Below are 25826 nucleotides of genomic sequence, written 5' to 3' on the forward strand. Positions count from 1 at the left end.
GAAAACGGCTCCTGCAACAGGAGCCGTCTTGATAAACGACAAACCCGACGCGCTTAGCGCGACAGGGCGTACAGCGTGCCGTCTTTCGCCTGAATAAGCACCTTACCGCCCGCAACCACCGGCTCGGTCAGGAAACCAGAGCTGTCGACTTTTTGCTGGGCGACAAAGCGACCATCTTCAACGTTAATCCAGTGGACATAGCCTTCGCTATCGCCTGTCACAATATAACCATTATACAACGCCGGAGCGGTAAGGTTACGGTGCAGCAGATCGCTTTGCGTCCACAGAGTTACGCCGCCATCGGTAGTCAGCGCCAGCACCCGATCGTTCTGATCGATCATATAGATGCGGTTGCCATCAACCACGAAATTGCTTACGGAACCCAGCTCGCGCTTCCACATAATCTGGCCGCTGCGCAGATCCAGCGCCGTCAGGTTGCCGTTATAGGCCAGCGCGTAAACCACGTTGCCGACAATAACCGGCGTGGTATCCACATCGCTCAGACGATCGATCTCGGTCGGCCCGTTAGCCTGGGAGATACGCTGCTGCCAAATCAGCTGCCCTTGCTGTAGCAGAACCGCGCTTACGCGACCGTTATCACCGCCAACAATGGCAGCGCCAAAGGCGGACGTCGGCGCAGATTCACCGCGCAGGGAAAGCGCAGGCATATCAAGGTTTACGGTCCATTTGGACGCACCGTCGGCTTCGTTCAGCGCCTGCAGCTGACCGTTGCTGGTATGAATTAACACCAGACCGTCGCTGACAACCGGGCGGGAAAGCGCTTCGCCAGCTACTTTTGATTTCCACGCCAGCGAACCGTCGCTAGTGTTCAGCGCATAAACCTGCGCTTTTTCGCTGCCGACATACACATGGCCGCCGGAAACGGTCACGCCGCCGGACAGCAGCGCAGCACGCGTTGAGAACCAGCCATCTTTTTCAGCCAGATTGATTGACCAGATTTCATGCCCATCATCGATGCTGACCGCTTTCACTACCCCGTGGCGATCGGCGGCGTAAACCACGCCGTCAACAAACGCCGGGTGCAGGTGCGAGTAGAAGTCACCGATACCGTTGCCAACGGATGTGCTCCACGAAGTGGTCGGATTGAACTGGTTTTCAACCACCGGCAGCGGGGACATTTTGACAACATCTTCTTCGCTGTTAAACAGGGAACAGCCGCTCAAAAGCGTGACGGAAAGCAGCGCTGGCAGAAGTAATTTACGCAATTGCATCGGGTCCCTCTTAGATGGACAAATTATTAATTTTCATTTGCATCATTTCACTCAGCGCAGGAGAAGCATTGTTTTTGATGCCGTTTTCCCATGCGGTGCGCGCGCCTTGTTTATCGCCCTTGCTCAGCAGCGCTTCGCCGCGAAGATCGGCGACAATCGCTGACCAGCTTTCCGCTTTCACAGCATCAAGCGTTTTCAGCGCAGCATCGTGTTGTTTCTGCTGTACCTGAATACGTGCCAGACGCACGTTGATCATCGACTTCAGATTTTCATCCTTGGTCGCGGCGAGCCCTTGCTGCAGCTGAGCGGCGGCTTTATCGAGTTCACCCTTCTCAACATACTGCTGCGCCAGTTCCAGCGACGCCAGCGCACCGTAAGTGTTTTTGTTGTCCGCGGCGAACTTCTCTGCGGCAGTGAGCGATTCGGGTTTGCCAGCGGAAAGCCCGGCAACGGCGTTTTCGTACGCCTGTGAAATCGTTCTCGCTGAATCTGCCTGATGGCTGGTCCAGTAGCGCCAGCCAATCAGCGCGCCAATACCCAAAACAACCCCAACGGCCAGCGCTTTGCCATTCTCAGCAAAGAAGCGCTTAATTGCGTCTACCTGGTCGTTTTCGTTTTCGTAAATTTCCACGCAGTCCTTCTCCTAAACGATAAATCACCGGCGAGATTAGCCCAGTAGTGTGCGCAAATGCGCCGCAACGCTCTCCTGCGTTACCGTACTCTGCTCACCAGAGCGTAAATCCTTCACCACAACATTACCGTCGGCAATTTCAGTTTCGCCGAGCACCAGTGCAACGCGAGCGCCCCACTTGTCCGCACGGGCAAACTGCTTTTTAAAATTGCCGCCGCCGTGGTTCATCATCAACCGTACGCCAGGTAACGCATCGCGCACCTTTTCGCCCAACTGCATCGCAGCGGACTGCGTATCGGTGCCAGAGGCCACCAGGTAAATATCGACAACGGATTCTGCTTTAAATTCCGGATTAACTGCCTGAACTAACAAAACAAGTCGTTCAAGGCCCATCGCGAAGCCCACAGCCGGGGTCGCACGACCGCCAAGCTGCTCCACCAGACCATCATAACGCCCGCCGGCACAGACGGTACCCTGCGCGCCGAGGCTTGTGGTCACCCATTCGAAAACGGTGCGGTTGTAGTAATCCAGACCGCGCACCAGACGCTGGTTAACGGTATAAGCAATACCGGCGGCGTCAAGGAACGCACAAAGACCGGCGAAGTGCTCACGGGACTCGTCATCAAGGTAATCGCCCAGCTTCGGCGCATCGTTGAGCAGCGCCTGAATATCCTGGTTTTTAGTATCCAGCACGCGCAGCGGGTTGGTATACATACGACGCAGGCAATCTTCGTCGAGCTTATCTTTGTGCTGCTCCAGGAACGCAACCAGCGCATCGCGGTAGGTCGCGCGCGCTTCGAGCGAGCCGATAGAGTTGAGTTCAAGGGCAACGTGAGACGCAATACCCAGCTCGCGCCACCAGCGGGCGGTAAGCATAATCAGTTCGGCATCAATATCCGGGCCCTGCAGGCCAAACACTTCGACACCCAACTGGTGAAACTGACGGTAGCGCCCTTTCTGCGGACGCTCGTAGCGGAACATCGGCCCGACGTACCACAAGCGCTGTTCCTGATTGTACAGAAGACCATGCTCGATGCCGGCGCGTACACAGCCCGCCGTCCCTTCGGGTCGCAGAGTCAGGCTGTCGCCGTTGCGATCGTCAAAGGTGTACATCTCTTTTTCAACCACGTCGGTGACTTCACCGATCGCGCGTTTGAACAACGGGGTCTGCTCTACAATCGGCAAACGGATTTCACTGTAACCGTAGCTGCCGAGCACGTTTTTTAAAGTGCCTTCAATGCGCTGCCAGATGGCGGTTTCGCCAGGCAGATAATCGTTCATGCCGCGAATGGCTTGAATATTTTTTGCCACGTTTATTCTCTTTATTAATACAAAAAATGAACCCTCAGGGCTGCGACGAACAGCGGGTCGCGCCGGGCGGGTTCATCATACACGGGAAGCCTGCGGCTTCCCAGCAACCTTATTTTTCTACCTGTTGCACATCGATACGACGCGCTTCGTCCAGCATCGACGCCTTCGCACGGATACGGGCTTCAAGCTGGGCGATCATATCGCTGTTATCCAGGCGATCTTTACGCACGCCGTCTTCATACAGGCCGCTCTTCTTGTTGCCGCCGGTCACGCCAAGGGTCGACACCAGCGCTTCGCCAGGACCGTTGACCACACAGCCGATAATCGAGACATCCATCGGAGTGATGATATCTTCCAGCCGCTGTTCAAGGGCGTTAACCGTGCCAATCACGTCAAACTCCTGACGCGAACAGGTCGGACAGGCGATAAAGTTGATGCCGCGCGAACGGATGCGCAGTGACTTAAGGATATCAAAACCGACTTTGATCTCTTCTACCGGATCGGCAGCCAGCGAAACACGCAGCGTATCGCCAATGCCTTCCGAGAGCAGCAAACCCAGGCCAATAGCCGATTTCACTGCGCCTGCGCGCGCGCCACCGGCTTCGGTAATGCCAAGATGCAGCGGCTGATCGATCTGTTTCGCCAGCAGACGATAGGACTCCACGGCGAGGAAGACATCCGAGGCTTTGACGCTGACTTTAAACTGATCGAAGTTGAGACGATCGAGGTGATCGACATGGCGCATGGCGGATTCGAGCAGCGCTTGCGGCGTCGGTTCACCATATTTTTCCTGCAGATCTTTTTCCAGCGAACCGGCGTTTACGCCGATACGAATGGGGATGTTTTTATCGCGCGCGCAGTCGACAACGGTACGAATACGCTGTTCGTTACCAATGTTGCCGGGGTTGATACGCAGGCAGTCAACGCCATACTCGGCGACTTTCAGCGCAATGCGATAGTCAAAATGGATGTCCGCCACCAGCGGAACATTCACCTGCTGCTTGATTAACCGGAATGCTTCCGCCGCATCCATCGTCGGGATGGAGACGCGAACAATATCAGCGCCGACGCGCTCAAGAGCTTTAATTTGGTTGACCGTGGCTTCAACATCCGTAGTACGGGTGTTTGTCATGGACTGCACGGCGATAGGTGCGCCATCGCCAATGGGCACATTACCAACGTAAATCCGTTTCGATTTCCGACGCTGAATCGGAGCCTGGTTATGCATGAAAAATCTCCCGCGTTGCCCGTCTGTTACTGTGCTGCTGATTGTTCGGCATTGAGGGTCAGACGCGCAACCTGGTTAGTTCTGATAAAACGACTCAGATCGACAGGTTTACCCTGATATTGGATCTGGACTGCTGAGGGTGCACCAATTTTCAGCTTATACGGCGCCTGACCGGTTAAATTTAGCGTCGCATCTTTGCGTTGCAGACCGCTGAATAATTTCTTACCGGTCGCATCGCTCACTTCCAGCCAGCAGTCGGCGGTAAAGTTCATGACCAGCGCGTTAGCATTGCCTTGCGCACCTGATACACCGGCCTGATCCGTTGGTAACTGTGCGGTATTGGCCGTAGCGGCAGGCTGCTGCGCCATAGAATCGACATTGGCCTGGGACGGTGCCACAACGGTGTTATTCTGGGGAGTTGTATTCGCCGTCGCCTGCGGGGCGCTGGCGGCTGGCGTTTGTGCGCTCTCGGCTGGGGCAGGTGCCTCAACCGGCGTATTAGCTTCTTCTGCCGGATCTTTGGCCGTATCGTCAGTCAGCGGAACGTTTTGTGCGTTGCTGTTACCGGCGTTCAGCTCAGCCGAGGATTGATCGGCCATGGTGGTTATCTCTTCCTGCTGCGCTTTGTGGTTATCCCACCACCATGCGCCCGTCAAACCAATCGCGACGAGGAAAACCAGCCAGGTGATAAAGCTCATCATCCAGTTGCCGCGTTTTTTGCGCGGTTTACCGAGGGCAAAACTCTGCATCGGCGAGACTTTCGCGGCTCTCACCGGCGCTTGTTTTTCAAGAATCGGCAGCAGCTCTTCTTCAGGAATATGCACCAGGCGGGCATAGGAGCGGATATAACCGCGGACAAATGTCGAAGCCAGATCGGCGGGCGATCGGTCCTCTTCAATATCGCGTACCGTGGAGACCTTCAGGCATAAGCGTTCCGCAACCGCTTGTTGGCTGAGTCCAAGTTGTTCACGGGCGCTGCGCAGACGAACGCCAGGAGTTTGTGCTTCGTTTTGATCGTGAGTGGCTTCAGTATTCATTCGCTACAACTACTGGTACGTGAAAATTAAACATTCAGGCGCGTATAACCGCAATGCCTACACGCGCCGCGAAAAAACCGGGTCGGTTAAACCTGGACCCACAGTATAGGACTGTCAGGCTTGTCATAACAGAACAGCTTTAAGCATTTTTTGCTAAGCCTTTGTTCCATCACTACATACTGCCTTAAAGTCAGGAGAAACGCACCGTAATTATTCTTGGCCCGTATCGCTACAGGCCAAATAGGCAACATTTACACAAATGCAGCACATTCTTCGTGCCACAACTTATGATTATAGCGCCTTGATCTCAATGGGCTCGCCCTGCATGCGCTTACGCAGAGCACGTTTTGTGCGATCAATGACATCGCCGGCAAGCTGGCCGCACGCCGCATCGATATCATCGCCGCGGGTTTTACGCACAATCGTGGTAAAACCATAGCTCATCAAGACCTTGCAGAAACGATCGATACGGCTGTTTGAGCTGCGACCATACGGCGCGCCGGGGAACGGGTTCCACGGGATCAGGTTGATCTTACACGGCGTATCTTTCAGCAACTCTGCCAACTGATGCGCATGCTCGGTACCGTCGTTAACGTGATCGAGCATGACATACTCGATGGTTACGCGGCCCTGGTTGGCGTTGGATTTTTCCAGGTAACGGCGCACGGAGGCGAGGAAAGTCTCGATATTGTACTTTCTGTTGATCGGGACAATTTCATCGCGGATTTCATCGTTTGGCGCGTGCAGCGAAATGGCGAGGGCAACGTCAATCATATCGCCGAGTTTATCCAGCGCCGGAACCACACCGGAGGTGGAGAGCGTGACGCGACGTTTGGAAAGCCCAAAGCCGAAATCATCCAGCATGATTTCCATCGCCGGAACGACGTTCGTCAGGTTCAACAGCGGCTCGCCCATGCCCATCATTACTACGTTGGTGATCGGACGGTTACCGGTGACTTTCGCCGCACCGATAATTTTCGCCGCGCGCCATACCTGACCAATAATTTCCGAAACCCGTAGATTACGGTTAAAACCTTGCTGAGCGGTCGAGCAGAATTTACATTCCAGCGCACAACCGACCTGAGACGAGACGCACAGAGTGGCGCGGTCATCTTCGGGAATATAGACGGTTTCAACGCGCTGATCGCCGACGGCAATCGCCCATTTAATCGTACCGTCGGAGGAGCGCTGCTCTTCCACAACTTCCGGTGCGCGGATCTCGGCGACTTCTTTAAGTTTATTGCGCAGCACTTTGTTGATGTCAGTCATCTCATCAAAGTCGTCGCTGCAATAGTGATACATCCACTTCATCACCTGATCGGCGCGGAAGGGTTTTTCGCCTAAGTTTTTGAAGAATTCGCGCAGCTGCTGACGGTTTAAATCCAGCAGGTTAATTTTTGCATCTTTGTTTGGCAAAGTGAGAGCGTCGTTCTCAGGCATGGCAATCTGTTCAGACATAATTTTTTCCGGCCTCGTTATTACACGTTGTGGCCCGTGGAGGGTTAAAAAGAAGCGCCCCAGGTAAGCATTGGCTCATCCTGGGGCGCAGCATTGTACAAATTCTGGCGCACAGATACCACGTTTGCACGCGGCTTTTCACAAATTAAAGTGTAAACCTCGTTACACGTTTAACGGGTGATTAACGGGTGCGCGGGCAAACTTCGCCTTCAGCGAAGAAATAGGCGATTTCACGAGCAGCGGACTCAACGGAGTCGGAACCGTGGGTGCCGTTCTCGGTGAAGCTGTCTGCATAGTCAGCACGCAGCGTACCCGCCAGGGCGTTAGCCGGGTTGGTTGCGCCCAGCAGATCGCGGTGACGCTGTACTGCGTTTTCGCCTTCCAGCACGGATACGACGATCGGGCCAGAAGTCATAAATTCAACCAGACCGTCAAAGAACGGGCGGCCTTCGTGCTCAGCGTAAAAACCGCGCGCCTGCTCAACGGTCAGATGCAGCATTTTTGTGCCAACAATTTTGAAACCCGCCGCTTCAAAGCGAGAGAAGATGTTGCCAATAACGTTTTTTGCCACCGCGTTCGGCTTGATGATGGAAAAAGTACGTTCAATAGCCATGATTACCTCTGTAAGTCGTTCTGTTGTCCGGAATAGGTGTGGCGCGGATTATAAAGAGCTATCCGGGCGTTGCCTATGGATGAAGATAACATTTTTTTAAAATGAGATTATTTTCAGCAACACATTGCTCTCATTACACCATTTTACCGCTTACAGCACGGAAAACTGCACCGTTGCAACCTGCCCTGCTTCATCCATCACCACTAACTGATACTCCCCGGATTTATCAAGGGTCAGACTGAGGGAATTGCTGCGGGAAGCTAACGGCTCACCATTTAAAAACCACCAGCGCCCGCCTTCACCGCCGCTACTTTGTAATGGCAGCAAAGCCGACGCCTGACCGGGCACGCGCCTGATAACGGCACCTTCGCGTACGCCATTCACTAACAGCGGCGGCGGTGCGTTATCGTCACGCGGCGGACAACGCTTATCCGCCACCGGTAAACGGGTCGCCCGACGCTCGCCTGCGGGCAGCCAGGGTTCCAGCGGTAAAGGCCAGCTAATCCAGGTTTTCTGCTGCACATCCGGGCAATCTGCCGCCACTCGATGACCTTCCCGGTTAAGCCAAAGGGGGAAATTAATACCGTGCCCGCCTTCCTGCTCCGGCATTAACAGCGTTGGCGGCTGACTGCCGTCAAGTAACCAGGTCGAAAGGCGACGGCGGCAGTTGCTGTCATCAGCGGGTAAACTCTGCCCGCCCGGCCAGCAAATCACCCCGCTGCTGACGCTTTGCGGACGCGGATCGCGCGGCAGTCTCGCCTGTTCCAGAGCCGAGCGCGGCTGAAGGATATTATTGACCTGGTTAAGTAACGGTATGGCGCTGGCGAAACCAAACTGTCCGGCCACCGGCGTACCGTCGGGCCGTCCTGTCCAGATACCAATCACGTAGCGAGCATTTATCCCTATCGCCCACGCGTCGCGATAGCCATAGCTGGTACCGGTTTTCCATGCCAGCGGCACCACCTGCGGCAACGCTTCATCGGGCACAGGCTGCGCTTCTGAGGCCAGGATACGGCGAATAATCCACGCCGCGCCCGGTGACATCAGCCGTCGCTCCATCAGCGGCTCTTCAGGCCGCAGGCGCAGGCTTGCTGCGTTACCGTGGCGGGCGAACGCGCTATAGGCGGCGGCAATATCTTCCAGCCGCGCGCCAGCGCCACCGAGGATCAGCGAGAGGTTCGGCTCCGCACCAGCAGGCAGGATCAGCGGCAGTCCGGCGTTACGCAGGTTTCCGGCAAATTTTTTCGGCCCGTAGGCTTCCAGCACCTGCACCGCCGGTAAATTAAGGGAGCGCACCAGCGCTTCACTCATGCTTACCGGGCCGTGGAATCCGCTGTCGAAATTGCCGGGCCGATAATCCCCGACCCGGCGCGGCACATCCTGTAACAGCGATGCCGGATGAATCAGCCCTTCATCCATCGCCAGGCCATAGATAAACGGTTTCAGCACCGAGCCGGGCGAACGCACGGCGCTGACCATATCGACATGGCTGAAACGGCTGTCGTCATTGATATCGACTGAACCAACCCAGCCGCGCACTTTCATATCCGTATGATCGACGACGATCATGGCCAGGGAGCTGCGCGCCGGCAGGCGGTTTTTGACATTGAGCGCCAGCTCTTCGAGCTGCCGTTGCAGGCTGGCGTCGAGCGTGGTGGTGATTTTCAGCGCCTTGCTTTCGCCAAGCATGCGGCGCGAAAAGAGCGGTGCCAGCTGCGGCATCTGCCGCGGGGCCAGCCAGACCGGTTCTTCTTGTGACTCAGCCACCTGCGCGGCGGACCACACTTGCTGCGAAACCATGCGCTTAAGCACTTTATCGCGCGCGGCCTGCGCCCGTTGCGGCCAGCGATCCGGGCGTAAACGGCTGGGGGCCTGCGGCAGCACCGCTAACAGCGCCGCTTCGGAATAGCTCAGCTTCGCCGGAGATTTACCTAAGTAAGCCCAGCTGGCCGCACCCACGCCCTGCAGCGTGCCGCCAAACGGCGCACGGTTAAGATAGAGGGTGAGAATGTCGCGTTTGGAAAGATGCCACTCCAGCTGCAGCGCCCGCCATAGCTGGCGAACTTTGCCGCCGAAGGTGCGCGGATGCGGATCGAGCAGGCGAGCCACCTGCATGGTCAGGGTGCTGCCGCCGGAAACCACGTGCCCCGAGCGCAGATCCTGCCAGGCCGCGCGCGCAATAGACAGAGGATTAACCCCGGGATGTGCCCAGAACCAGCGATCTTCATACTGAATAAGCGCTTGCAGATAGTGAGGCGATACCTCTTCGATGGTTACCGGGTAGCGCCAGATACCATCAGCATCGGCAAAACGCCACAGCGGTGTACCGTCTTCGGCGACCACCACCCGCGCCGGATCGACTTCCGACAGCGGAAGCGGCCAAATTTTATCGGCCGCAATAATGACCAGCACTAATAGCAGCGGTACACCCGCCAGCCAGCACCAGCGGGTGCGTATCAGACGAACTATCTTCACGTTACGGTACGATAATCATCGGACCGCTGGCCGCGCCGGTCGCCCGCCACTGCGGGACATACATCGACTCAACTTGTGGAGCAGGGATTTGATAAGTCCCCGGTGTGACCGCGCGCGCCAGATAGACCAGCGTGACCCAGTCACCGGCGTTTACCGGCACCGCCGCTACAAAGCGATCGTCGCGGAATTCCATATGCTGAATATCCGCCTGCTGCATGCGGTTGAGCAAATCCTGCACTTCACTGCCGCTATCGGCAAGGCTGGCGCTGCTGTCGGCGAGGTTCTGGTTTTCCAGCTCCAGACCGGCAGGCAGCAAATCAACGACCAGCGCGTCCGGCACGTTCTGGCTGGCATTCACATCAAGACGCACCAGCACCAACTCACCGCTTTTTAGGGACGAGAGGGATTTACTGCGGCCATCGGTGCCGAGGAAGGTACGTTCAATGTTCAACACACTGCCCGACGGTGCCGGGGCCTGCTCCGGGTAGCCTGTCGTATCAAGACGCAACCACAGTGGCGTTGCGCCGCTGTTGGTGACCTGCAAGGCTGCAAGCTGGTCTGCAGTCAGGTTACGGTTTTGCGCATGATCGCCGCCCAATGCTGCAGCATCAAGGGAGGTTTGCGCCTGCCATGCGCCAGAGACATTTTGCAGATTACGACCGGCCAAAAACAGCGCATTGCTCTCCTGCGTTGACAGCCAACGCTTGCCGTAAGCCTGTTCTGAAAGCGTCGCCAGCAGTCGCGGCTGCTCCTGCGCCAGCAGCTTGTTATCCACCAGCAGCGCCAGCATCAGCGCGTTATCACGCAGTTCGCTACCGTAATCCGCCAGCCAGCGTTCGGCCTGCGGGCGAGAGGTTTTCAACGCCAGCGCCAGCGCCTGGTCACTGCGCTGCGCATCGCCCATCAGTTTCAGGGCGACGCCAAGCTGCATCAGCGGCAGACCTGCTTTTGCCTGCCCGCGACGGTTCCAGACTTCACGCAATGCACCGAGAGGCGCTTTTTGCTGACGTGCCAGCACCAGCGCGGCATAACTTTGCACGGCAAACTTGGTGGCGGGCGCATCGTCGGTGTAGCGGATCGACAGCGTTGCCGGATCCTGTAAATAACGCAGCAGACGGTTATTGGCGTTGTTCAGCGCCTCCATCGGCACGCTGTAACCTTGCGCCGAGGCGCTGACCAGGAAGTCAGAGACGTACGCCGTCAGCCAGTACTCTTCCGGCCCATTCTTATCCCACAGGGAGAATCCGCCATCTTCGCGCTGCATTTGCAGCAGACGGGAGATACCAATATCCACCGCCGCACGGCGCTGCTCATCGCTGTCGCCTTTAATACCCAGCGCTTTTAACTGCGCCGCATTGGTATACAGCGACGGGAACAATCCGCTGGCGGTCTGCTCGAGGCAGCCGTACGGATAGGCGCGCAATTCTTCGATATAGCGAGCAAGATTCAGCGGCGGTTTGCCGCTCAGCAATAAACGCCCCTGCAGCGTTGCCGGTGAGATATTGGCAAGGTGTTGCCCCGGCGTATGCCAGCTTTCACCCGGATTAAGCATCACACCGCTGTTGACGGTTTGCGCAGCGAACGGCGGACGCACGCCAATTTTCCACTGCTTATGCTCCGGCGCGAAGGTCTCACCCGGCAGCGTCAGGCCACTGATTTGTGCGGTAATTTCGCCATCACCATAGCCTTCCAGCGCGCGCACCGGAATAAACAGCGTGGTCCGTTCCCCGGCGGGCAGTTTCACCGGCTCCGGCTGGGCGCTTTCCAGCGCCACCAGGCCGTGAGCTTCCAGCGCAACGCTAAGGGTTTGCGGTTGATCCGTCAGGTTGGTGAGATCCAGCGTCAGACGCGAGGTATCGCCACTGCCGAGGAAGCGCGGCGTATTCAATTCGGCAATCACCGGCGCGGCTACGGTAACTTTACTCTCGCTGCTGCCAAAGTCCTCCGCCGTCCACGCCTGCGCCATCACGCGCAGTTCACCGTTGAAATCACCAATCGGCATACTGACGGTACCTTCGCCGTTTTCATCAAGGGTAACCGGCTGCGCCTGTTGCGCGATGATAGTCACATGGTTGACCGGCGGTTTGCCACCACGGTTAAGCTCGTCGCCATCGCCACCAAAGCGTAAGGCCGCCAGACGGCCCTGGCCTTCAATCACCTGACCGTAAATATCGTAAATATCCGCACCGTAGCGTTTCTGACCGAAAAAGCCCTGCCACGGATCGGGGGTGACGTAGTCGGTAATGTTGAGTACGCCGCTATCCACTGCCGAGAGCAGAACATTGATCTGTTTCGGCGTCGCACCGTTTTTCACCGCCGCTTTGACTTTGACCGTCAGCGGTTGGTTCGGACGCATTTTTTGCGGCGCGTTAAGAGTTACGTCGAGACGACGGCTCTCGTCGCCCATGGGCAGATGCAGGATCCCGACCGCACGTTTTGGCGTTGCGGACTTCGACTTATCGCCAGGACGCACCACCAGCGTAGTGATATACAGATCGTGGCGCTGCCATTTCTGATCGACAGGAATGCTCAGATCCGTGCCCTCTGCCGATACGTCTATCTCTTTCCACCACAGCGGGCCTTCAGCCGATTCGATCATCGCATAGCCTTTGCCTGCGGCTGGGGCGGTGACGTGCAGCTTGATGGTATCGCCCGGCTTGTAGGCGGGTTTATCGAGTTTCATGGTAACGCGGTCGGGCCGTGCGGCACCCGCACCATCGGTATTGTCCTGCCAGCTGTAGCCTGCCCAGAAGCGCACGCTGCTGACGGTATCATCCGGCCCTTTCACCTCCAGGCGGTAGGAACCCCAGTCCACCGGGAAACTGACCTTACCCGTCTCATCGGCCGCAAGCGTCAGGCTCTGCTCCCCTTCGACCAGATCTTTTTGATCGTACTGGGAACGCCAGCCTTCGTTTTCTGACCAGTTCCAGAAGTAGTCACGGCGCTCGCGAATCAAACGCACCTGGAGATCGCTGACCGCTTTTTTCGTCCCGCTGGCGTCGGCATAAACAATGTCAAACGCGGCGTTGCTGCCTTCGTCGACAATCGGCTGATTCACGGTGGTGTCGGTGCGATAGTCATACACCGCTTTCGCAGCAAACTGAGGGCGAATCCCCGGCAGCGTCTGTGCAGGCCAGATGGTCTGTTCGGCACGGCGCGTCACCGGACGACCGCCGGATTCCAGCAGGCTGGCCTGGAGGATAACCTGCAGCGGCGAATGCGCATCTTGCCACTGGCTCGGGGTAGAGATTTCGCCAAGCCCCTGCTTATCCAGCGTCAGATGCACTTCATCCAGACTACGGCTGAGGTTCTCTTCAGTGATATCACCAAACTGGAAACCCGGTAGCGCAGGTACGGCTTCGCGCAGCGGACGCAAAAACAGCTGGCCTTGTAGGCTGTTGCCGCTGGCGGGCGCGCCGTAGAGATAACGACCGTTAACGTTAAACACCACATCTGCGGCAGGCTCCAGAGGCTCCTCCTGCGGCGTGATATTCAGCGCCATGCGCTCCGGCATAAAATCTTCAACGTGGAATGCCCACTCGCGGGAGAGATTGTCGCCGGTATTGGCGCGAATATGCCACATACCCGTTTGCGCGCTCGCTTCCAGCGGATAAGTAAACTGATACAGCCCGTTTTGCGGCTGGCTGACTGCGGTGCGGATCACCTGGCCGTCCGGCTTTACCACTTCCAGTTTCACCGCCTGGTCGGCCAGCGGTTTGCCGTCGCTGTCGCGCATCAGTGCATTAAGGATCACCGTTTCGCCGGGACGATAGAGATCGCGCGGGCCAAACATAAAGAACTGTTTGCTGTAGCCCGGATCGCCGGCAATAGCGAACTCAGCCAGATCCAGCGCCGGTAATTTCAGATCCAGCAGCGTGGTTTCACCGTCTTTACGCGCGAGGATCAGCGCCCCCTCTTTATCGGTGTTGAGGGTGGCATGGCCGTCGCTGTCGCTGGTCGCCTGCGCGAGGGTTTGTCCTTTCTCGTTTAACAGCGCGACCTCGATACCAGAGAGCGCCGCGCCGTTTTCCAGCCCCTGGGTAAAGATATCCAGCCGGTTATGGTAACGGTGCGCGGAAAGACCAAGATTGGTCAGCGTGAACAGCGTCGCGGCATTGCTGTAGTTGTAATGCCCGGCCTGATTCATCACCGCGATATAGACGCCGGTTTGCTGTAACGGTTTGATATCCGCGAGGGGGAGCAGCAGTTTTTCACGGGTATTGCGGGTTGGGTTGAGGTCGAAACGGCCGGTATAGACCAGATCCGCCATCGGCAATAAGGTATCCGATTCCCAGTTCGACAGCGAACTGCGGTACTCCCACTGGCTGATAAACGATGCCAGCGATTCCGGTTTAATGCGGTAGAAGTTGACGTCGACGTTATTGACGTTCAGCGCCATCACCGGCAGCCCATCAACCACTTTTCCCGGCAGCAGCGAACCGCGGCTGGCAAAGCCAACGCTCGGTTGTACATCGCGGGTGGTAATGGTTTTTTCGACATCGCTGCCAAAAGTGGTTTTGTTCAGCGCTACCAGCCCTTTATCCACCGACACCAGCAATTCGCGATTCGGCTCGAGATGGCGCAGGCGCAGCTCTTTCAGGTTCGGTGCCAGCTCCCAGGCACCGTCCACTTTACCGCTCTTTTTATCGACCAGATGCACGCTGGTGGCGAAGTTCTGCGCCGGATCCAGCGGTATCGAAAAAGTCAGCACCAGCGTCGATGCGCCGTCGAGCTGCACTTCGGAAGCATCCAGCAGCGTTAACGCCTTGCCTTCACTACGGGCGGCAAGCTCGGCAAGCTTTGCTTTATCCGGCATCGCCGACTGGTTTTTTTGCTCCGTAGCGGACGCAGCCTGTGATGCAGACGCGCCAGAGGCTGCGGGTTTATCGTTATTGTCGCAGCCAGCGAGCGTAAAGGCAGTGACGAGCGCAAGCGTGAGCGCCGCAAGACGTAGCGGTTTCATTCGTAATCCCTGGTTAATTAACCTGCTGAAAGTGGCAACATTATTATTCACAACTGTGACAATTACAAAATCCGTGCAACATCCTGGAAAGCGCCTCGCAAAATAAAAATGACGCCGCGGTTGCCTTGTTACGTGGATCACACTGCGTAATGTAACATGTTACGTTAAGCGTCATTTGTTTTTAAAACAATAAGATAGCTGGATGACTCTCGCTGACGACTGCTAACGTTAAGCGGTCTGTGCACCTTTGTGCGCGGTTCTAATAAGAGAGAACATTATGTCCAGAGCCGTGAATGCCCTACAAAATTTTGGTAAGTCCCTTTTTGGTCCGGTGCTTATTTTACCGATCGTCGGTCTATTTATTGCCTTTGGTAATATCTTTGGTAACGGCAACCTTGCCGAATATTTACCCTTTCTCGGCCATCCCTTTATTCAACATACCGGGCAACTGATTGCGAAATCTGCCGTCTCGGTATTGGCGAACCTGGCGCTGGTGTTTGCCGTCGGTATTCCCGTTGGGCTCGCCTCCCGTGATAAAGGCTTTGCCGCGCTGATTGGCCTGGTGACCTTTATTGTTTTTATTAACGCCATGAACGTTACCCTGCAGATGCAGGGTGCACTCGCGCCCGTTGCAGAGATGAAAGCGGCGGGTCAAGGGATGGTATTAGGCGTACAGGTGCTGGAGATGGGTGTTTTTGCCGGCATCCTTACCGGTGCGCTGTCGGGCTATCTATACGACAAATATTCCGGCGTGCAGTTTTCCGGCGCGATGGCTATTTACTCAGGGCACTGCTTTGTCGCCATTATTATGCTGCCGGTTTCAATGGTACTGGGCGTGGTGATGAGCGAGCTGTGGCCGTTTGCCCAGCACGGTATTAGTACGCTGGCGCTGGCGATTAAAGGCGCGGGGTCGTTTGGCGTGGCGATATACGGTTTCCTGGAGCGCATTCTGGTGCCGACAGGGCTGCATCATCTGGTTTACACCCCGTTCCTCTACACCGAGCTGGGCGGTACGGCGGAGGTTTGCGGGAGCACTTATCAGGGCGCACGCAATATCTATTTTGCCGAAATGGCCTGCCCTGGCGTGACCCAGCTAAGCAGCACCGTGGTATGGGACGCGCGCGGGATCAGTAAAATGTTCGGCCTGCCCGCCGCCGCGCTGGCGATGTATGTGACAGCGAAACCGGAGCGTAAAGCCGCCGCAAAAGCCATTTTGATCCCTGCGGCGCTGACCTCTTTACTGGTGGGCGTGACCGAACCGATTGAGTTCTCTTTTCTCTTTGTCGCGCCGCTGCTGTTCGTCGTGCACGCCGTCTTGACGGGCATTGGCATGATGCTGTTTTCACTGTTTGGCGTTCATGCTATCGGCGCCAACGGCATTATCGATTTCATTCTCTACAACCTGCCGCTCGGTACGACGAAATCCAACTGGCCAATGTACATCCTGGTCGGGCTGATCATGTTCGTCCTCTACTTCGTTATCTTCCGCTTCCTGATTACGCGTTTCGATATGAAAACGCCGGGGCGTGAAGAGGAGAGCGAAGAGACGCGCCTGTACAGCAAGCAGGATTATCAGGCTAAAGGTAACAACGACGCAGTGGGTGAAGCGATTATCGAAGGATTAGGCGGGCGCGCCAATATTGAAGTGGTTGATAACTGTTACACCCGTTTGCGCGTCACGGTGAAAGACGTGGCGGTGATTAACGAGCCGCAGCTGAAAGCGACGGGTGCGAAAGGCGTTATCAAACAAGGCAATAACGTTCAGGTGGTCTACGGGCTGCATGTCAAAAAAATGCGAGAAGCCGTTGAGATGTTTCTCTGAAGGAGTCCAGAAATGGTTAAATCCCCGTTTATTTTATCCATCGCCGGCGGTGGCAGCACCTATACGCCGGGCATCGTCAAAAGCTTGATGGTTCGGCTGGACGATTTTCCGCTGGCGGAGATTCGTCTCTATGACATTGATGAAGCGCGCCAAAGCACCATTGCGCCGGTGGTGGAGAAAGTCATTCGCGATCACAGCCAGAGCATCAAATTTACTGTCACCAGCGATGCGGAAACCGCCTTTCGCGGCGCGCACTTTGTTTTTGCACAGATGCGCGTCGGCCAGTACAAGATGCGCGAGCAGGATGAAAAGATCCCGCTGCGCCACGGCGTTGTCGGCCAGGAGACCTGCGGACCCGGCGGGCTGGCTTACGGGCTGCGTACCATTCTGCCGATGGTAGAACTTATCGATCTGGTGGAGCGTTACGCCGATAAGAAAGCGTGGATCGTTAACTATTCGAACCCGGCGGCGATAGTTGCTGAAGGTGTGCGCCGCCTGCGTCCGAACGCGCGCGTGCTGAATATCTGTGATATGCCGGTGGCGGCGATGCGCAATATCGGCGCGATCCTCGGCGTGGATCGTCACAAACTGGACGTTGATTACTTTGGTTTGAACCATTTTGGCTGGTTTACGAAAGTGCGTGTCGATGGCGAAGATCGCATGGCGGAACTGCGCGAACACGTTGCCCGTTTTGGCTTGCTGACGGAAGACGCTGCGCAAACGGATCCGCAGCACGCAGATCCGTCATGGGTGAAAACCTGGCGCAATATTAAGCCAATTATGGATCACTTCCCGGAGTTTTTGCCGAACCCCTATTTGCAATATTACCTGATGCCAAACGACATCGTGGCGCATCAAAATCCCGATTACACCCGCGCCAATGAAGTGATGGACGGGCGCGAGAAGAAACTGTTCGCCGCCGCCGCAGAATATCAGCGCACCGGTATTCTGCCCGATGCCTTCCACGTAGGCGTTCATGGTGCGTTTATTGTGGATGTTGCCTGCTCGCTGGCCTTCGATCTGCGCCAGCGTCACCTGGTGATTGTGGAAAACCGAGGCGCCATCGCCAACCTACCGTACGACGCGATGGTAGAAGTACCGGCTTATATTACCTGCGAAGGGCCTGAACCGGTGCGCATGGGCGCGGTGCCGCTGTTCCACCAGACCCTGTTGATGCAACAGCTGGCTTCCGAGCAGCTTCTGGTGGAAGCCACCATTGAAGGCAGTTATGAGAAGGCGCTGCAGGCATTTACGCTTAATCGCACCGTACCGACCATGCAGCACGCGAAAGCGATTCTCGATGAGATGATCGAGGCCAACCGTGACTACTGGCCAGCACTGCAAAAAGCATGGGAAAGTGGTCAGCCGAGATAAAAATAACGAGCTTGCTCGCAACCTGGTAATGGCGGCTTGTCGGGTCATGAAAAAACGTTAACAATTCAGGTTACTGTTGATGACACGGAGAGACCCATGTCCACCTCGTTTTTTGTCGCCGCCGACTGGCTAATAGAGCACAGCGATGATCCTGAAATTCAGTTGATTGACGCCCGGATGGCGCCGGTTGGTCAGGAACATCGCGATATGAGAGCAGAATACCGCGCCGGGCATCTTCCCGGTGCGGTCTATTTTGATATTGAAGCCCTTTCCGATCACACCACACCGTTGCCCCATATGCTGACCCGCCCGGAAGCGTTCGCCGTGGCGATGCGTGAACTCGGTATCAGCCAGGACAAACATCTGGTGGTGTACGACGAAGGCAATCTCTTCTCCGCTCCACGCGCCTGGTGGATGCTGCGCAATCATGGCGTGGAAAAGGTCTCGATTCTGGCGGGCGGGCTGGCGGGCTGGCAGCGCGATGCCTTGCCGCTGCAAAAAGGTGATGTCCCGCTGCCGGAGTCTGATTTCAACGCCAATTTCGACCCGTCGGTAGTTAAAAAAGTCACCGACGTGCTGTTGGCAAGCCACGAAGGCAGCGCGCAAATTGTCGATGCCCGCCCTGCTCCACGTTTTAATGGCGAAGTGGATGAGCCGCGCCCCGGCCTGAAACGCGGGCATATTCCCGGCGCGCTGAATGTACCGTGGGTAGATTTAGTCGTGGACGGTGAGCTGAAAACCACAGATCAGCTGGCGGCCATTTTCCGTCGTCAGGGGGTGGATCTGCATAAGCCAATTATTGCCAGCTGCGGTTCGGGCGTCACGGCATCGGTGGTGATCCTCGCCCTGGCCTCCCTTGGCGCAGATAACGTGACCCTGTACGACGGCTCGTGGAGCGAATGGGGCGCGCGCGACGATTTACCCGTCGAAACGGCATAAATGGACAACCGACTGGCACCTCTGTTGACGCGCGGGGAGTCGTTAACCCGCGCGGAATACCGTGTGCTTGCACATCTGACGGAGCACCCGTTGCTGGTGGGGAAAATTACCGTCCGCGCGCTGGCGCAGGCGACGTTCGTTTCCACCGCCACCATTATTCGGTTGTGTCAGAAGCTCGGTTTTAGCGGCTTTAGTGAATTTATCTGGCACTGCAAGCAGCGGCTGGCGGATATCCCGCAGATTAGCGCGCCGCAAAGCGAAACGGCCGAACTCCCTGCCGCTTTCGCACAGTTTATGGAAAACTACCAGCGCACCTTTCAGTGGGTCAGTGCAGAAAAAAGGCGGCACTTTACCGCGCTTCTGCGTGAGAAAGAGAGCTTTTTTCTCTACGGGGCGGGGTTTTCCTATCTCTTCGCCGAGTACCTGACCAAGAAGCTGCAGGTGCTGGGCAAAACGGCGTTTATTTCCGGGCCGGGCGACAGTAGAAATATTTTTCTCAGTAACGCGGCGCGCTACCAGGTGTTTATTGCCGTCTCGCGCAGCGGTGAAACGGAGCAGGTACTGGATAAAGCGCGCATTGCGCATACCGTTGGTATGACGGTGGTCGCTTTCACCCGCGCTTCGGTCAATCCGCTGGCGGAGATGGCAGATATCCATTTCGCGCTGTATGACGAAGCGGTGCATTTTGCCGCCGAGGCGGCCGGGATCACCTCGTTTGAATCCAATCTGGTGCTGCTGATGGATCTGTTGCTGCTGGAGGCGACACAGTAAGCGGGCGGTACGTTGCGTACCGCGCGCGGATTAAATAATGCGGTTGTTTTTAAAATCGCGCAGGAAACTACCCCAGCGGCGTTCGTAGAACGGGGTAATATGCGCCAGCATAAAATGGCTAATGCCTTTTTCCCCTTCCGCCACCTGGCAAATATCTATCGGCTCATCGCCAGGCAACGTATCGGTCGCCACGCTTCCCGCCGCCTGAATGATCTCTTCAACATCGCCTTCCGCCTCGATACCAATCAATAGATTGGCCTGGTCATCGGCTTGCTCTTTAATTGAGCAGAGAAAAGCACGCTTAACGGTTTTCATGTTTTTAAACAGTGTTGTTAGCGAATCGACCATCTGCGCGGGCGGTTCCGCCACTTCCGAGAGCAGCAGCGCCATGCCGCCTTCCAGCACTTGCTGCTGGCTTAACGGGCTCTCTTCAGCGCCGATAAGATGGCTTATCTCACGCGGGGTGAACTCTTTTCCCGTCGGCAGTTTAGCGTTGAGGAACAGCGTTTCGCCCGTCGTCATTTCAAACAGCGTGCGCGCGGGCATCACCACAAACGCTTGTTGCTCTTGAACTGCGTGCTGGAGTGCTTCCAGCGAGGTGAAGAAGGGGATTACGGAGCTGCCGTCATCTTTTTCCCAATGCTGTAAATCGAGGGCGCTGTCTTCGACAACGGCTTCACCTTCCGCCGCCGTACCCGGTACCCAGACGGTGGATTGCAGCAGGGTGCGGAAAAATGCCGGACGGTAAGCCGGCTCGGTCGCCGCCTGTTCCAGCAGGGTTTCTAATTCGTTTTTAGTTTCTGACATAGTGGTTCCAGAAAGTTCCTCTCCCTTACGGGAGAGGAAAAAGGTTACTTCGCGGTTAACAGATTCGCCAGGGTACGCACGCCCAGGCCCGTTGCGCCCGCCGCCCATTGATCAACCGCCGCTTTGCGGTAGGTTGCAGAGCAGTCGATGTGCAGCCAGCCCTGCTGGTAGTTTTCAACAAAGTGCGACAGGAAACCGGCCGCCGTGCTGGCGCCCGCCGGGAATGAACCGCTGGCGGTGTTATTCAGTTCGGCAAAGTTAGACGGCAGTTGGCTGCGATGGAATTCCGCCAGCGGCAGACGCCAGAATGGCTCGTTTTCCGCTGCCGCACTGCTGAGCAGGCGACCGGCCAGCGCATCATCAAAACTGAACAGCGCATGATAATCGTTGCCGAGGGCCGTTTTTGCCGCCCCCGTCAGGGTTGCCGCATCGATAATCATCTGCGGTTTCTGCGCCGAAGCGTCGATCAGGCCATCGGCCAGCACCAGACGCCCTTCCGCGTCGGTGTTCATCACTTCCACCGTTTTACCGTTGCGGTAGCGAATGATATCGCCCAGCTTAAAGGCGTTACCGCTGACCATGTTATCGGCGCAGCAGAGGTAGAGTTTGATGCGCTTATCAAGACCACGGTTGATAGCAAACGCCAGCGCGCCGGTCACCAGCGCCGCGCCACCCATATCGGACTTCATGGAATCCATCGATGAAGTTGGCTTAATGCTATAACCGCCGGAATCGAAGGTAATGCCTTTGCCAACAAGCGCTGCGTACACCGGCGCTTCCGGGTTACCGGTCGGGTTGTAGTCCAGCGCCAGCAGTACCGGCGGGCGTTCAGAACCGCGACCAACCGTATGAATGCCGAGGTAGTTCTGCTCGCGCAGATCTTCCCCTTTGGTAATGCGGTAAGAGACATGTTCGCCGCCGACGCTGTGCAGCAGATCCACCGCGCGCTGCGCCAGCTGTTCCGGTCCCAGCTCTTCCGCCGATGCGTTAATGGTATCGCGCACCCAGTCGATTACCTTCAGGCGATTATCCAGCTCTTTTTGCTCGCTCTCGTTAAGCTGCGCCCACTCGACTTTACGCGTGCCTTTCGGCCCTTTAAACCCGGCCCAGAAGGCCCAGCTGCGCTCTGCGTTCCAGCCTTCGCCGCTGAGGGCAACATGTTTAATGCCCATCCCGTCGATCTTACGTGCCGCGCGCTGAATAAGACCTAACTCGTCTTTCTCGCTCAAATGCAGCGCGATACCGTCGTTATTGATGCTCCATGCGGCTTTTTCACCCCAGCGCGCATCAGCAGGTTGTGTGGTTAAGGTAATCTTCATAGCTTCTGTCATTATTTTTATCCCTTTTAGCAGGCGCCGAGCGGCGTCATCGGCTGCTGCGGCCTGAATGTACTCATGAAAACGGGCCACCCGAAGGCAGCCCGTTAGATGATTACGATGCTTCGTCTAACCAGACTAGCAGAATCGCTTCGAGAATTTTCTCATTCGATGCGTCCGGTGAGTCGTCAAACTCTTCCAGCTCGCATATCCACTGGTGTAGATCGGTGAAACGCACCGTTTTGGGATCCACATCCGGACGGCTGTCATACAGCGCTTCGCCGATTTCACGGCTATCGGTCCATTTCAATCCCATATTAGTGCTCCCGCGCATGGTTGATGGTGTAACGCGGAATTTCGACCACCAGATCTTCGTCGGTGACGCGCGCCTGGCAGCCTAAACGGCTCTCCGGCTCCAGTCCCCATGCTTTATCCAGCATGTCATCTTCGTCTTCGGTGCTCTCCGGCAACGAGTCAAAACCTTCACGCACGACGCAGTGGCAGGTGGTGCAGGCACAGGATTTTTCGCAGGCATGTTCAATCTCAATGCCGCCACGCAGGGCAACATCAAGGATCGTTTCACCGCTCTTCGCTTCCAGAACTGCGCCATCCGGACAGAGATCCTGATGAGGCAGAAAAACAATTTTAGGCATATTAAACCTCGTCGACGGAATGGCCTTTCAGCGCGGTACGAACAGAATGGTCCATACGGCGCGCGGCAAATTCCTGGGTTTGTTTATCTACATTTTTAATGGCTTGTTCTATCGCGTCGGTATCATCGCCTTCAGCAACCGCACGCAATTGCGCAGCCGCTTCGTCGATATCCGCACGCTCTGCGGCGCTTAACAGCGCGGCGTCAGCGGCAAGCGCGCTGGCAAGGCTTTCCAGCACGCGCGCGGCTTCCACTTTCTGCTCCGCCAGCATGCGCGCTTTCACGTCCTGCTCGGCGAAACTCATGGAGTCTTTAATCATGTTGGCGATCTCGCCATCCGTCAGGCCATACGAGGGTTTCACCTGAATAGAGGCTTCCACGCCGGTGGATTTTTCCATCGCGGTGACGCTCAGCAAGCCGTCGGCATCCACCTGGAAGGTAACGCGAATATGCGCCCCGCCCGCCGGCATCGCCGGGATACCGCGCAGCGCAAAGCGCGCCAGTGAACGGCAATCCGTCACCAGTTCACGTTCGCCCTGCATAACGTGAATGGACATTGCGGTTTGGCCATCTTTAAAGGTGGTGAACTCCTGAGCGCGCGCCACCGGAATAGTGGTATTGCGTGGGATCACTTTCTCCACCAGACCGCCCATGGTTTCCAGCCCCAGCGACAGCGGAATGACATCCAACAGCAGCATTTCGCTGTCCGGCTTGTTGCCGACCAGGATATCCGCCTGGATTGCCGCGCCAATCGCCACCACTTTATCCGGGTCAATGGAGGTCAGCGGCGTGCGGCCAAAGAACTCGCCGACGCGCTCGCGCACCAGCGGAACGCGGGTTGAACCGCCAACCATCACCACTTCCAGCACGTCCTGGGCTTCAACGCCAGCATCTTTCAGCGCGCGACGACAAGAGAGTAAGGTGCGTTTCACCAGCGTGGCGATCAGCTCTTCAAACTGGGCACGGGTGATAGTGCCCTGCCAGCCCGCTACGTCAACGTTTACGCTGTCGGCATCGCTGAGGGCAATCTTGGCGGCAATCGCCGCATCGAGCAGTTCGCGCTGCTGGCGCGGATCGCTGCGATCGGACATTCCCGCCTGAGCGGCAATGTGATCCGCCAGCAGATGATCGAAGTCGTCGCCGCCAAGGGCTGAGTCACCGCCCGTTGCCAGCACTTCGAACACGCCACGGCTAAGGCGCAGAATGGAAATATCAAAGGTGCCCCCGCCGAGATCGTAAACGGCAATTACGCCCTCTTTGCCGGAATCCAGACCGTAAGCGATAGCCGCGGCGGTCGGTTCATTCAGCAGACGCAGCACATGCAGGCCCGCAAGACGCGCCGCGTCTTTAGTGCCCTGGCGCTGCGCATCATCAAAGTAGGCCGGAACGGTGATCACCACGCCGTCGAGCTCACCGGAAAGGGTTGCTTGCGCGCGCGCGGCCAGGTTTTTGAGAATATCCGCCGACACGCGGATTGGGTTTACCAGGCCACCGGCAGTGACGATCATCGGCAGACCATTTTCGCTCGGCTGGAACTGCCACGGCAGATGCGGGTAGCGCGCCTGAATATCCGCCAGGCTGCGGCCCATCAGGCGTTTAACGGAGCTGATAGTGTTGACGGAGTCCAGCGCGGCGTTAGCACGGGCGTCATAACCTACGCTATGACCGTCGGCCTGGTAGTGAACCACCGACGGCAGCAGGTGGCGACCGTCGCTGTCGGCCAGGGTTTCAGCCTGCCCGCTACGTACGGTGGCAACTAATGAATTGGTGGTGCCAAGATCGATGCCCACCGCCAGACGACGCTGGTGTGGTGCGGCGCTCAGACCGGGCTCACTGATTTGTAATAAGGCCATAAGGAGCTTCCAAAAATTTAAAAACCGAGCAGTTTTTCTTCGAGTTGTTCTGTTGTGCTGCGCAGTTTATCGAGAAAACGTAGTTTACGCACGGTATCCGCCGCCGCGTCCCACGTCTGGCGCTCTAATTGTTCAACCATTTGCAGATGGCGCGCGTCGTACATCCCTTTTACACGCTGCTGAAAGGCTGCCAGCCGGGTTGCGTCTTCAGCCTTCTCGATGTCGTCCAGCTCTTCACGCAGCTCAAGTTGCTCCATCAAAAAGGCGGTATCGCGCACCGTATGCTGCTCAGAGGCTAAATCGAAGCCGTGCAGCGACAGCAGATATTCCGCACGGGTGAGCGGATTGCGCAGGGTTTGCCATGCCTGATTAATGGTAGCGGATTGCTGGACAGCGGCCAGTTGTTCCGCCTGCGGGCGGCTTGCGAAGCGATCGGGGTGGAACTGACGTTGCAGATCCTGGAAACGTGTCGCCAGCGCCTGAACATCGAGGGAATAGTGGGCCGGCAACCCAAAAAGGGTGAAGTAATCCATAACAATTCCGGGTAGGCAATCGAAACAAACCCCACGCGCAGGACGCTGCGGTGGGGTCATCGGGAAAAGGCGATTAAACGTTGAAGCTTTCGCCGCAACCGCACTCGTCTTTTACGTTCGGGTTGGTAAACTTAAACCCTTCGTTCAGGCCTTCTTTGACGAAGTCCAGCTGAGTGCCGTCAAGGAATTGCAGGCTTTTGCCGTCAACCACTACCTTTACGCCTTTGTCTTCAAACACCGTATCTTCGTCATTCGGCGCGTCGACAAATTCGAGCACGTAGGCCATACCCGAACAGCCGGAGGTTCTTACCCCCAGGCGCAGGCCAAACCCTTTACCGCGGTTGGCCAGAAAGGTATTAACGCGTGCGGCAGCACTGTCGCTCAGGCTAATGGACATGACAACAACCTCCTGCCTTATTTCGCTTCTTGTTTACTTTTGTAATCCGCAATCGCGGCTTTAATCGCATCTTCCGCCAGGATAGAGCAGTGAATTTTCACCGGCGGCAGTTCCAGCTCTTCGGCAATATCGGTGTTTTTGATCGCCTGCGCTTCGTCCAGTGATTTACCTTTTACCCACTCGGTGACCAGTGAGCTGGAGGCGATCGCAGAGCCACAACCGTAGGTTTTGAAACGCGCGTCTTCGATAATGCCTTTATCGTTAACTTTGATCTGCAGTTTCATCACGTCGCCGCACGCCGGTGCGCCAACCATGCCGCTGCCCACGGTATCGTCGTTGTCAAAGGAGCCAACGTTGCGCGGGTTTTCGTAGTGATCGATTACTTTTTCGCTATATGCCATTTTCTATTCTCCT

Annotated in this window: 21 protein-coding genes; 4 read left to right on the forward strand and 17 right to left on the reverse strand. The window is 56.6% G+C overall.

Annotation, left to right across the window (positions count from 1 at the left end; translation table 11 throughout):
• Positions 1–53: 53 nt before the first annotated feature.
• The 9 genes from bamB to RW65_RS06510 form a co-directional block, all read right to left on the reverse strand.
• A complete protein-coding gene (gene bamB / locus RW65_RS06470; RefSeq protein ID WP_039055879.1) occupies positions 54–1232 on the reverse strand; it encodes an outer membrane protein assembly factor BamB in 1179 nt (392 codons plus the stop codon).
• Between the two features lie 10 nt (positions 1233–1242).
• Positions 1243–1863 (reverse strand): YfgM family protein, encoded by a 621-nt coding sequence (locus RW65_RS06475; protein WP_039055880.1) that lies wholly within the window; start codon positions 1861–1863, stop codon positions 1243–1245.
• A gap of 36 nt (positions 1864–1899) precedes the next feature.
• Positions 1900–3174, reverse strand: coding sequence for a histidine--tRNA ligase (gene hisS, locus RW65_RS06480; RefSeq protein ID WP_039055881.1), 1275 nt, complete (start codon positions 3172–3174; stop codon positions 1900–1902).
• 109 nt (positions 3175–3283) lie between these two features.
• The gene (gene ispG / locus RW65_RS06485) at positions 3284–4402 is read right to left on the reverse strand and encodes a flavodoxin-dependent (E)-4-hydroxy-3-methylbut-2-enyl-diphosphate synthase (protein ID WP_039055882.1); all 1119 of its coding nucleotides are present in this window, start codon (positions 4400–4402) and stop codon (positions 3284–3286) included.
• A gap of 26 nt (positions 4403–4428) precedes the next feature.
• On the reverse strand, positions 4429–5439 hold the full coding sequence (gene rodZ, locus RW65_RS06490) for a cytoskeleton protein RodZ (RefSeq protein WP_039055883.1): 1011 nt from the start codon (positions 5437–5439) through the stop codon (positions 4429–4431).
• Positions 5440–5730: 291 nt separating this feature from the next.
• Positions 5731–6897, reverse strand: coding sequence for a dual-specificity RNA methyltransferase RlmN (gene rlmN, locus RW65_RS06495; protein ID WP_039055884.1), 1167 nt, complete (start codon positions 6895–6897; stop codon positions 5731–5733).
• A 181-nt stretch (positions 6898–7078) separates the two neighbouring features.
• On the reverse strand, positions 7079–7510 hold the full coding sequence (gene ndk, locus RW65_RS06500) for a nucleoside-diphosphate kinase (protein ID WP_039055885.1): 432 nt from the start codon (positions 7508–7510) through the stop codon (positions 7079–7081).
• 150 nt (positions 7511–7660) lie between these two features.
• The gene (gene pbpC, locus RW65_RS06505; RefSeq protein WP_039055886.1) at positions 7661–9985 is read right to left on the reverse strand and encodes a peptidoglycan glycosyltransferase PbpC; all 2325 of its coding nucleotides are present in this window, start codon (positions 9983–9985) and stop codon (positions 7661–7663) included.
• A 1-nt stretch (position 9986) separates the two neighbouring features.
• Positions 9987–14948 (reverse strand): alpha-2-macroglobulin family protein, encoded by a 4962-nt coding sequence (locus RW65_RS06510; protein ID WP_039055887.1) that lies wholly within the window; start codon positions 14946–14948, stop codon positions 9987–9989.
• A gap of 277 nt (positions 14949–15225) precedes the next feature.
• Here RW65_RS06510 and RW65_RS06515 point away from each other — a divergent pair, with 277 nt between their 5' ends.
• The 4 genes from RW65_RS06515 to RW65_RS06530 all read left to right on the forward strand — a co-directional run bounded on the left by RW65_RS06515 (position 15226) and on the right by RW65_RS06530 (position 19854).
• Positions 15226–16770 carry a PTS transporter subunit EIIC gene (locus RW65_RS06515; RefSeq protein WP_039055888.1) on the forward strand — a complete coding sequence of 515 codons (1545 nt, stop codon included), beginning with the start codon at positions 15226–15228 and terminating at the stop codon, positions 16768–16770.
• A gap of 12 nt (positions 16771–16782) precedes the next feature.
• Positions 16783–18144: a 6-phospho-alpha-glucosidase gene (locus tag RW65_RS06520; protein WP_039055889.1), complete on the forward strand. Its 1362-nt coding sequence runs from the start codon at positions 16783–16785 to the stop codon at positions 18142–18144.
• Positions 18145–18240: 96 nt separating this feature from the next.
• Complete coding sequence (gene sseA / locus RW65_RS06525) at positions 18241–19083, forward strand: 3-mercaptopyruvate sulfurtransferase (RefSeq protein WP_039055890.1); 843 nt, start codon at positions 18241–18243, stop codon at positions 19081–19083.
• Positions 19084–19854 (forward strand): MurR/RpiR family transcriptional regulator, encoded by a 771-nt coding sequence (locus tag RW65_RS06530; protein ID WP_039055891.1) that lies wholly within the window; start codon positions 19084–19086, stop codon positions 19852–19854. It begins immediately after the preceding gene.
• A 30-nt stretch (positions 19855–19884) separates the two neighbouring features.
• Here the strand turns inward: RW65_RS06530 and sseB are convergent, their stop codons facing one another.
• From sseB to iscU, 8 genes are all read right to left on the reverse strand, one after another.
• Positions 19885–20661: an enhanced serine sensitivity protein SseB gene (sseB, locus tag RW65_RS06535; RefSeq protein ID WP_039055892.1), complete on the reverse strand. Its 777-nt coding sequence runs from the start codon at positions 20659–20661 to the stop codon at positions 19885–19887.
• A gap of 44 nt (positions 20662–20705) precedes the next feature.
• A complete protein-coding gene (gene pepB / locus RW65_RS06540) occupies positions 20706–21992 on the reverse strand; it encodes an aminopeptidase PepB (protein ID WP_039055893.1) in 1287 nt (428 codons plus the stop codon).
• A 100-nt stretch (positions 21993–22092) separates the two neighbouring features.
• Positions 22093–22293 carry a Fe-S cluster assembly protein IscX gene (gene iscX / locus RW65_RS06545; protein WP_039055894.1) on the reverse strand — a complete coding sequence of 67 codons (201 nt, stop codon included), beginning with the start codon at positions 22291–22293 and terminating at the stop codon, positions 22093–22095.
• Between the two features lies 1 nt (position 22294).
• On the reverse strand, positions 22295–22630 hold the full coding sequence (gene fdx / locus RW65_RS06550; protein ID WP_039055895.1) for an ISC system 2Fe-2S type ferredoxin: 336 nt from the start codon (positions 22628–22630) through the stop codon (positions 22295–22297).
• 1 nt (position 22631) lies between these two features.
• Positions 22632–24482 (reverse strand): Fe-S protein assembly chaperone HscA, encoded by a 1851-nt coding sequence (hscA, locus tag RW65_RS06555; protein ID WP_039055896.1) that lies wholly within the window; start codon positions 24480–24482, stop codon positions 22632–22634.
• 17 nt (positions 24483–24499) lie between these two features.
• Complete coding sequence (gene hscB, locus RW65_RS06560) at positions 24500–25015, reverse strand: co-chaperone HscB (protein ID WP_039055897.1); 516 nt, start codon at positions 25013–25015, stop codon at positions 24500–24502.
• Between the two features lie 73 nt (positions 25016–25088).
• Positions 25089–25412: an iron-sulfur cluster assembly protein IscA gene (iscA, locus tag RW65_RS06565; protein ID WP_039055898.1), complete on the reverse strand. Its 324-nt coding sequence runs from the start codon at positions 25410–25412 to the stop codon at positions 25089–25091.
• A 17-nt stretch (positions 25413–25429) separates the two neighbouring features.
• Complete coding sequence (iscU, locus tag RW65_RS06570) at positions 25430–25813, reverse strand: Fe-S cluster assembly scaffold IscU (protein WP_017459010.1); 384 nt, start codon at positions 25811–25813, stop codon at positions 25430–25432.
• Positions 25814–25826: the final 13 nt, after the last annotated feature.

The organism is Enterobacter sp. Bisph1 (assembly GCF_000814905.1).
Lineage (GTDB): Bacteria > Pseudomonadota > Gammaproteobacteria > Enterobacterales > Enterobacteriaceae > Kosakonia.

Excerpts from the sequence above, each read along its gene's own strand:
- iscX (WP_039055894.1), bottom strand. The coding sequence starts at position 22,293 with ATGGGATTGAAATGGACCGATAGCCGTGAAATCGGCGAAGCGCTGTAT.
- hscA (WP_039055896.1), bottom strand. The coding sequence starts at position 24,482 with ATGGCCTTATTACAAATCAGTGAGCCCGGTCTGAGCGCCGCACCACAC.
- pepB (WP_039055893.1), bottom strand. The coding sequence starts at position 21,992 with ATGACAGAAGCTATGAAGATTACCTTAACCACACAACCTGCTGATGCG.
- RW65_RS06515 (WP_039055888.1), top strand. The coding sequence starts at position 15,226 with ATGTCCAGAGCCGTGAATGCCCTACAAAATTTTGGTAAGTCCCTTTTT.
- RW65_RS06520 (WP_039055889.1), top strand. The coding sequence starts at position 16,783 with ATGGTTAAATCCCCGTTTATTTTATCCATCGCCGGCGGTGGCAGCACC.
- sseB (WP_039055892.1), bottom strand. The coding sequence starts at position 20,661 with ATGTCAGAAACTAAAAACGAATTAGAAACCCTGCTGGAACAGGCGGCG.
- bamB (WP_039055879.1), bottom strand. The coding sequence starts at position 1,232 with ATGCAATTGCGTAAATTACTTCTGCCAGCGCTGCTTTCCGTCACGCTT.
- sseA (WP_039055890.1), top strand. The coding sequence starts at position 18,241 with ATGTCCACCTCGTTTTTTGTCGCCGCCGACTGGCTAATAGAGCACAGC.
- iscU (WP_017459010.1), bottom strand. The coding sequence starts at position 25,813 with ATGGCATATAGCGAAAAAGTAATCGATCACTACGAAAACCCGCGCAAC.
- ndk (WP_039055885.1), bottom strand. The coding sequence starts at position 7,510 with ATGGCTATTGAACGTACTTTTTCCATCATCAAGCCGAACGCGGTGGCA.
- RW65_RS06510 (WP_039055887.1), bottom strand. The coding sequence starts at position 14,948 with ATGAAACCGCTACGTCTTGCGGCGCTCACGCTTGCGCTCGTCACTGCC.
- hscB (WP_039055897.1), bottom strand. The coding sequence starts at position 25,015 with ATGGATTACTTCACCCTTTTTGGGTTGCCGGCCCACTATTCCCTCGAT.
- RW65_RS06530 (WP_039055891.1), top strand. The coding sequence starts at position 19,084 with ATGGACAACCGACTGGCACCTCTGTTGACGCGCGGGGAGTCGTTAACC.
- rlmN (WP_039055884.1), bottom strand. The coding sequence starts at position 6,897 with ATGTCTGAACAGATTGCCATGCCTGAGAACGACGCTCTCACTTTGCCA.
- ispG (WP_039055882.1), bottom strand. The coding sequence starts at position 4,402 with ATGCATAACCAGGCTCCGATTCAGCGTCGGAAATCGAAACGGATTTAC.
- rodZ (WP_039055883.1), bottom strand. The coding sequence starts at position 5,439 with ATGAATACTGAAGCCACTCACGATCAAAACGAAGCACAAACTCCTGGC.
- iscA (WP_039055898.1), bottom strand. The coding sequence starts at position 25,412 with ATGTCCATTAGCCTGAGCGACAGTGCTGCCGCACGCGTTAATACCTTT.
- fdx (WP_039055895.1), bottom strand. The coding sequence starts at position 22,630 with ATGCCTAAAATTGTTTTTCTGCCTCATCAGGATCTCTGTCCGGATGGC.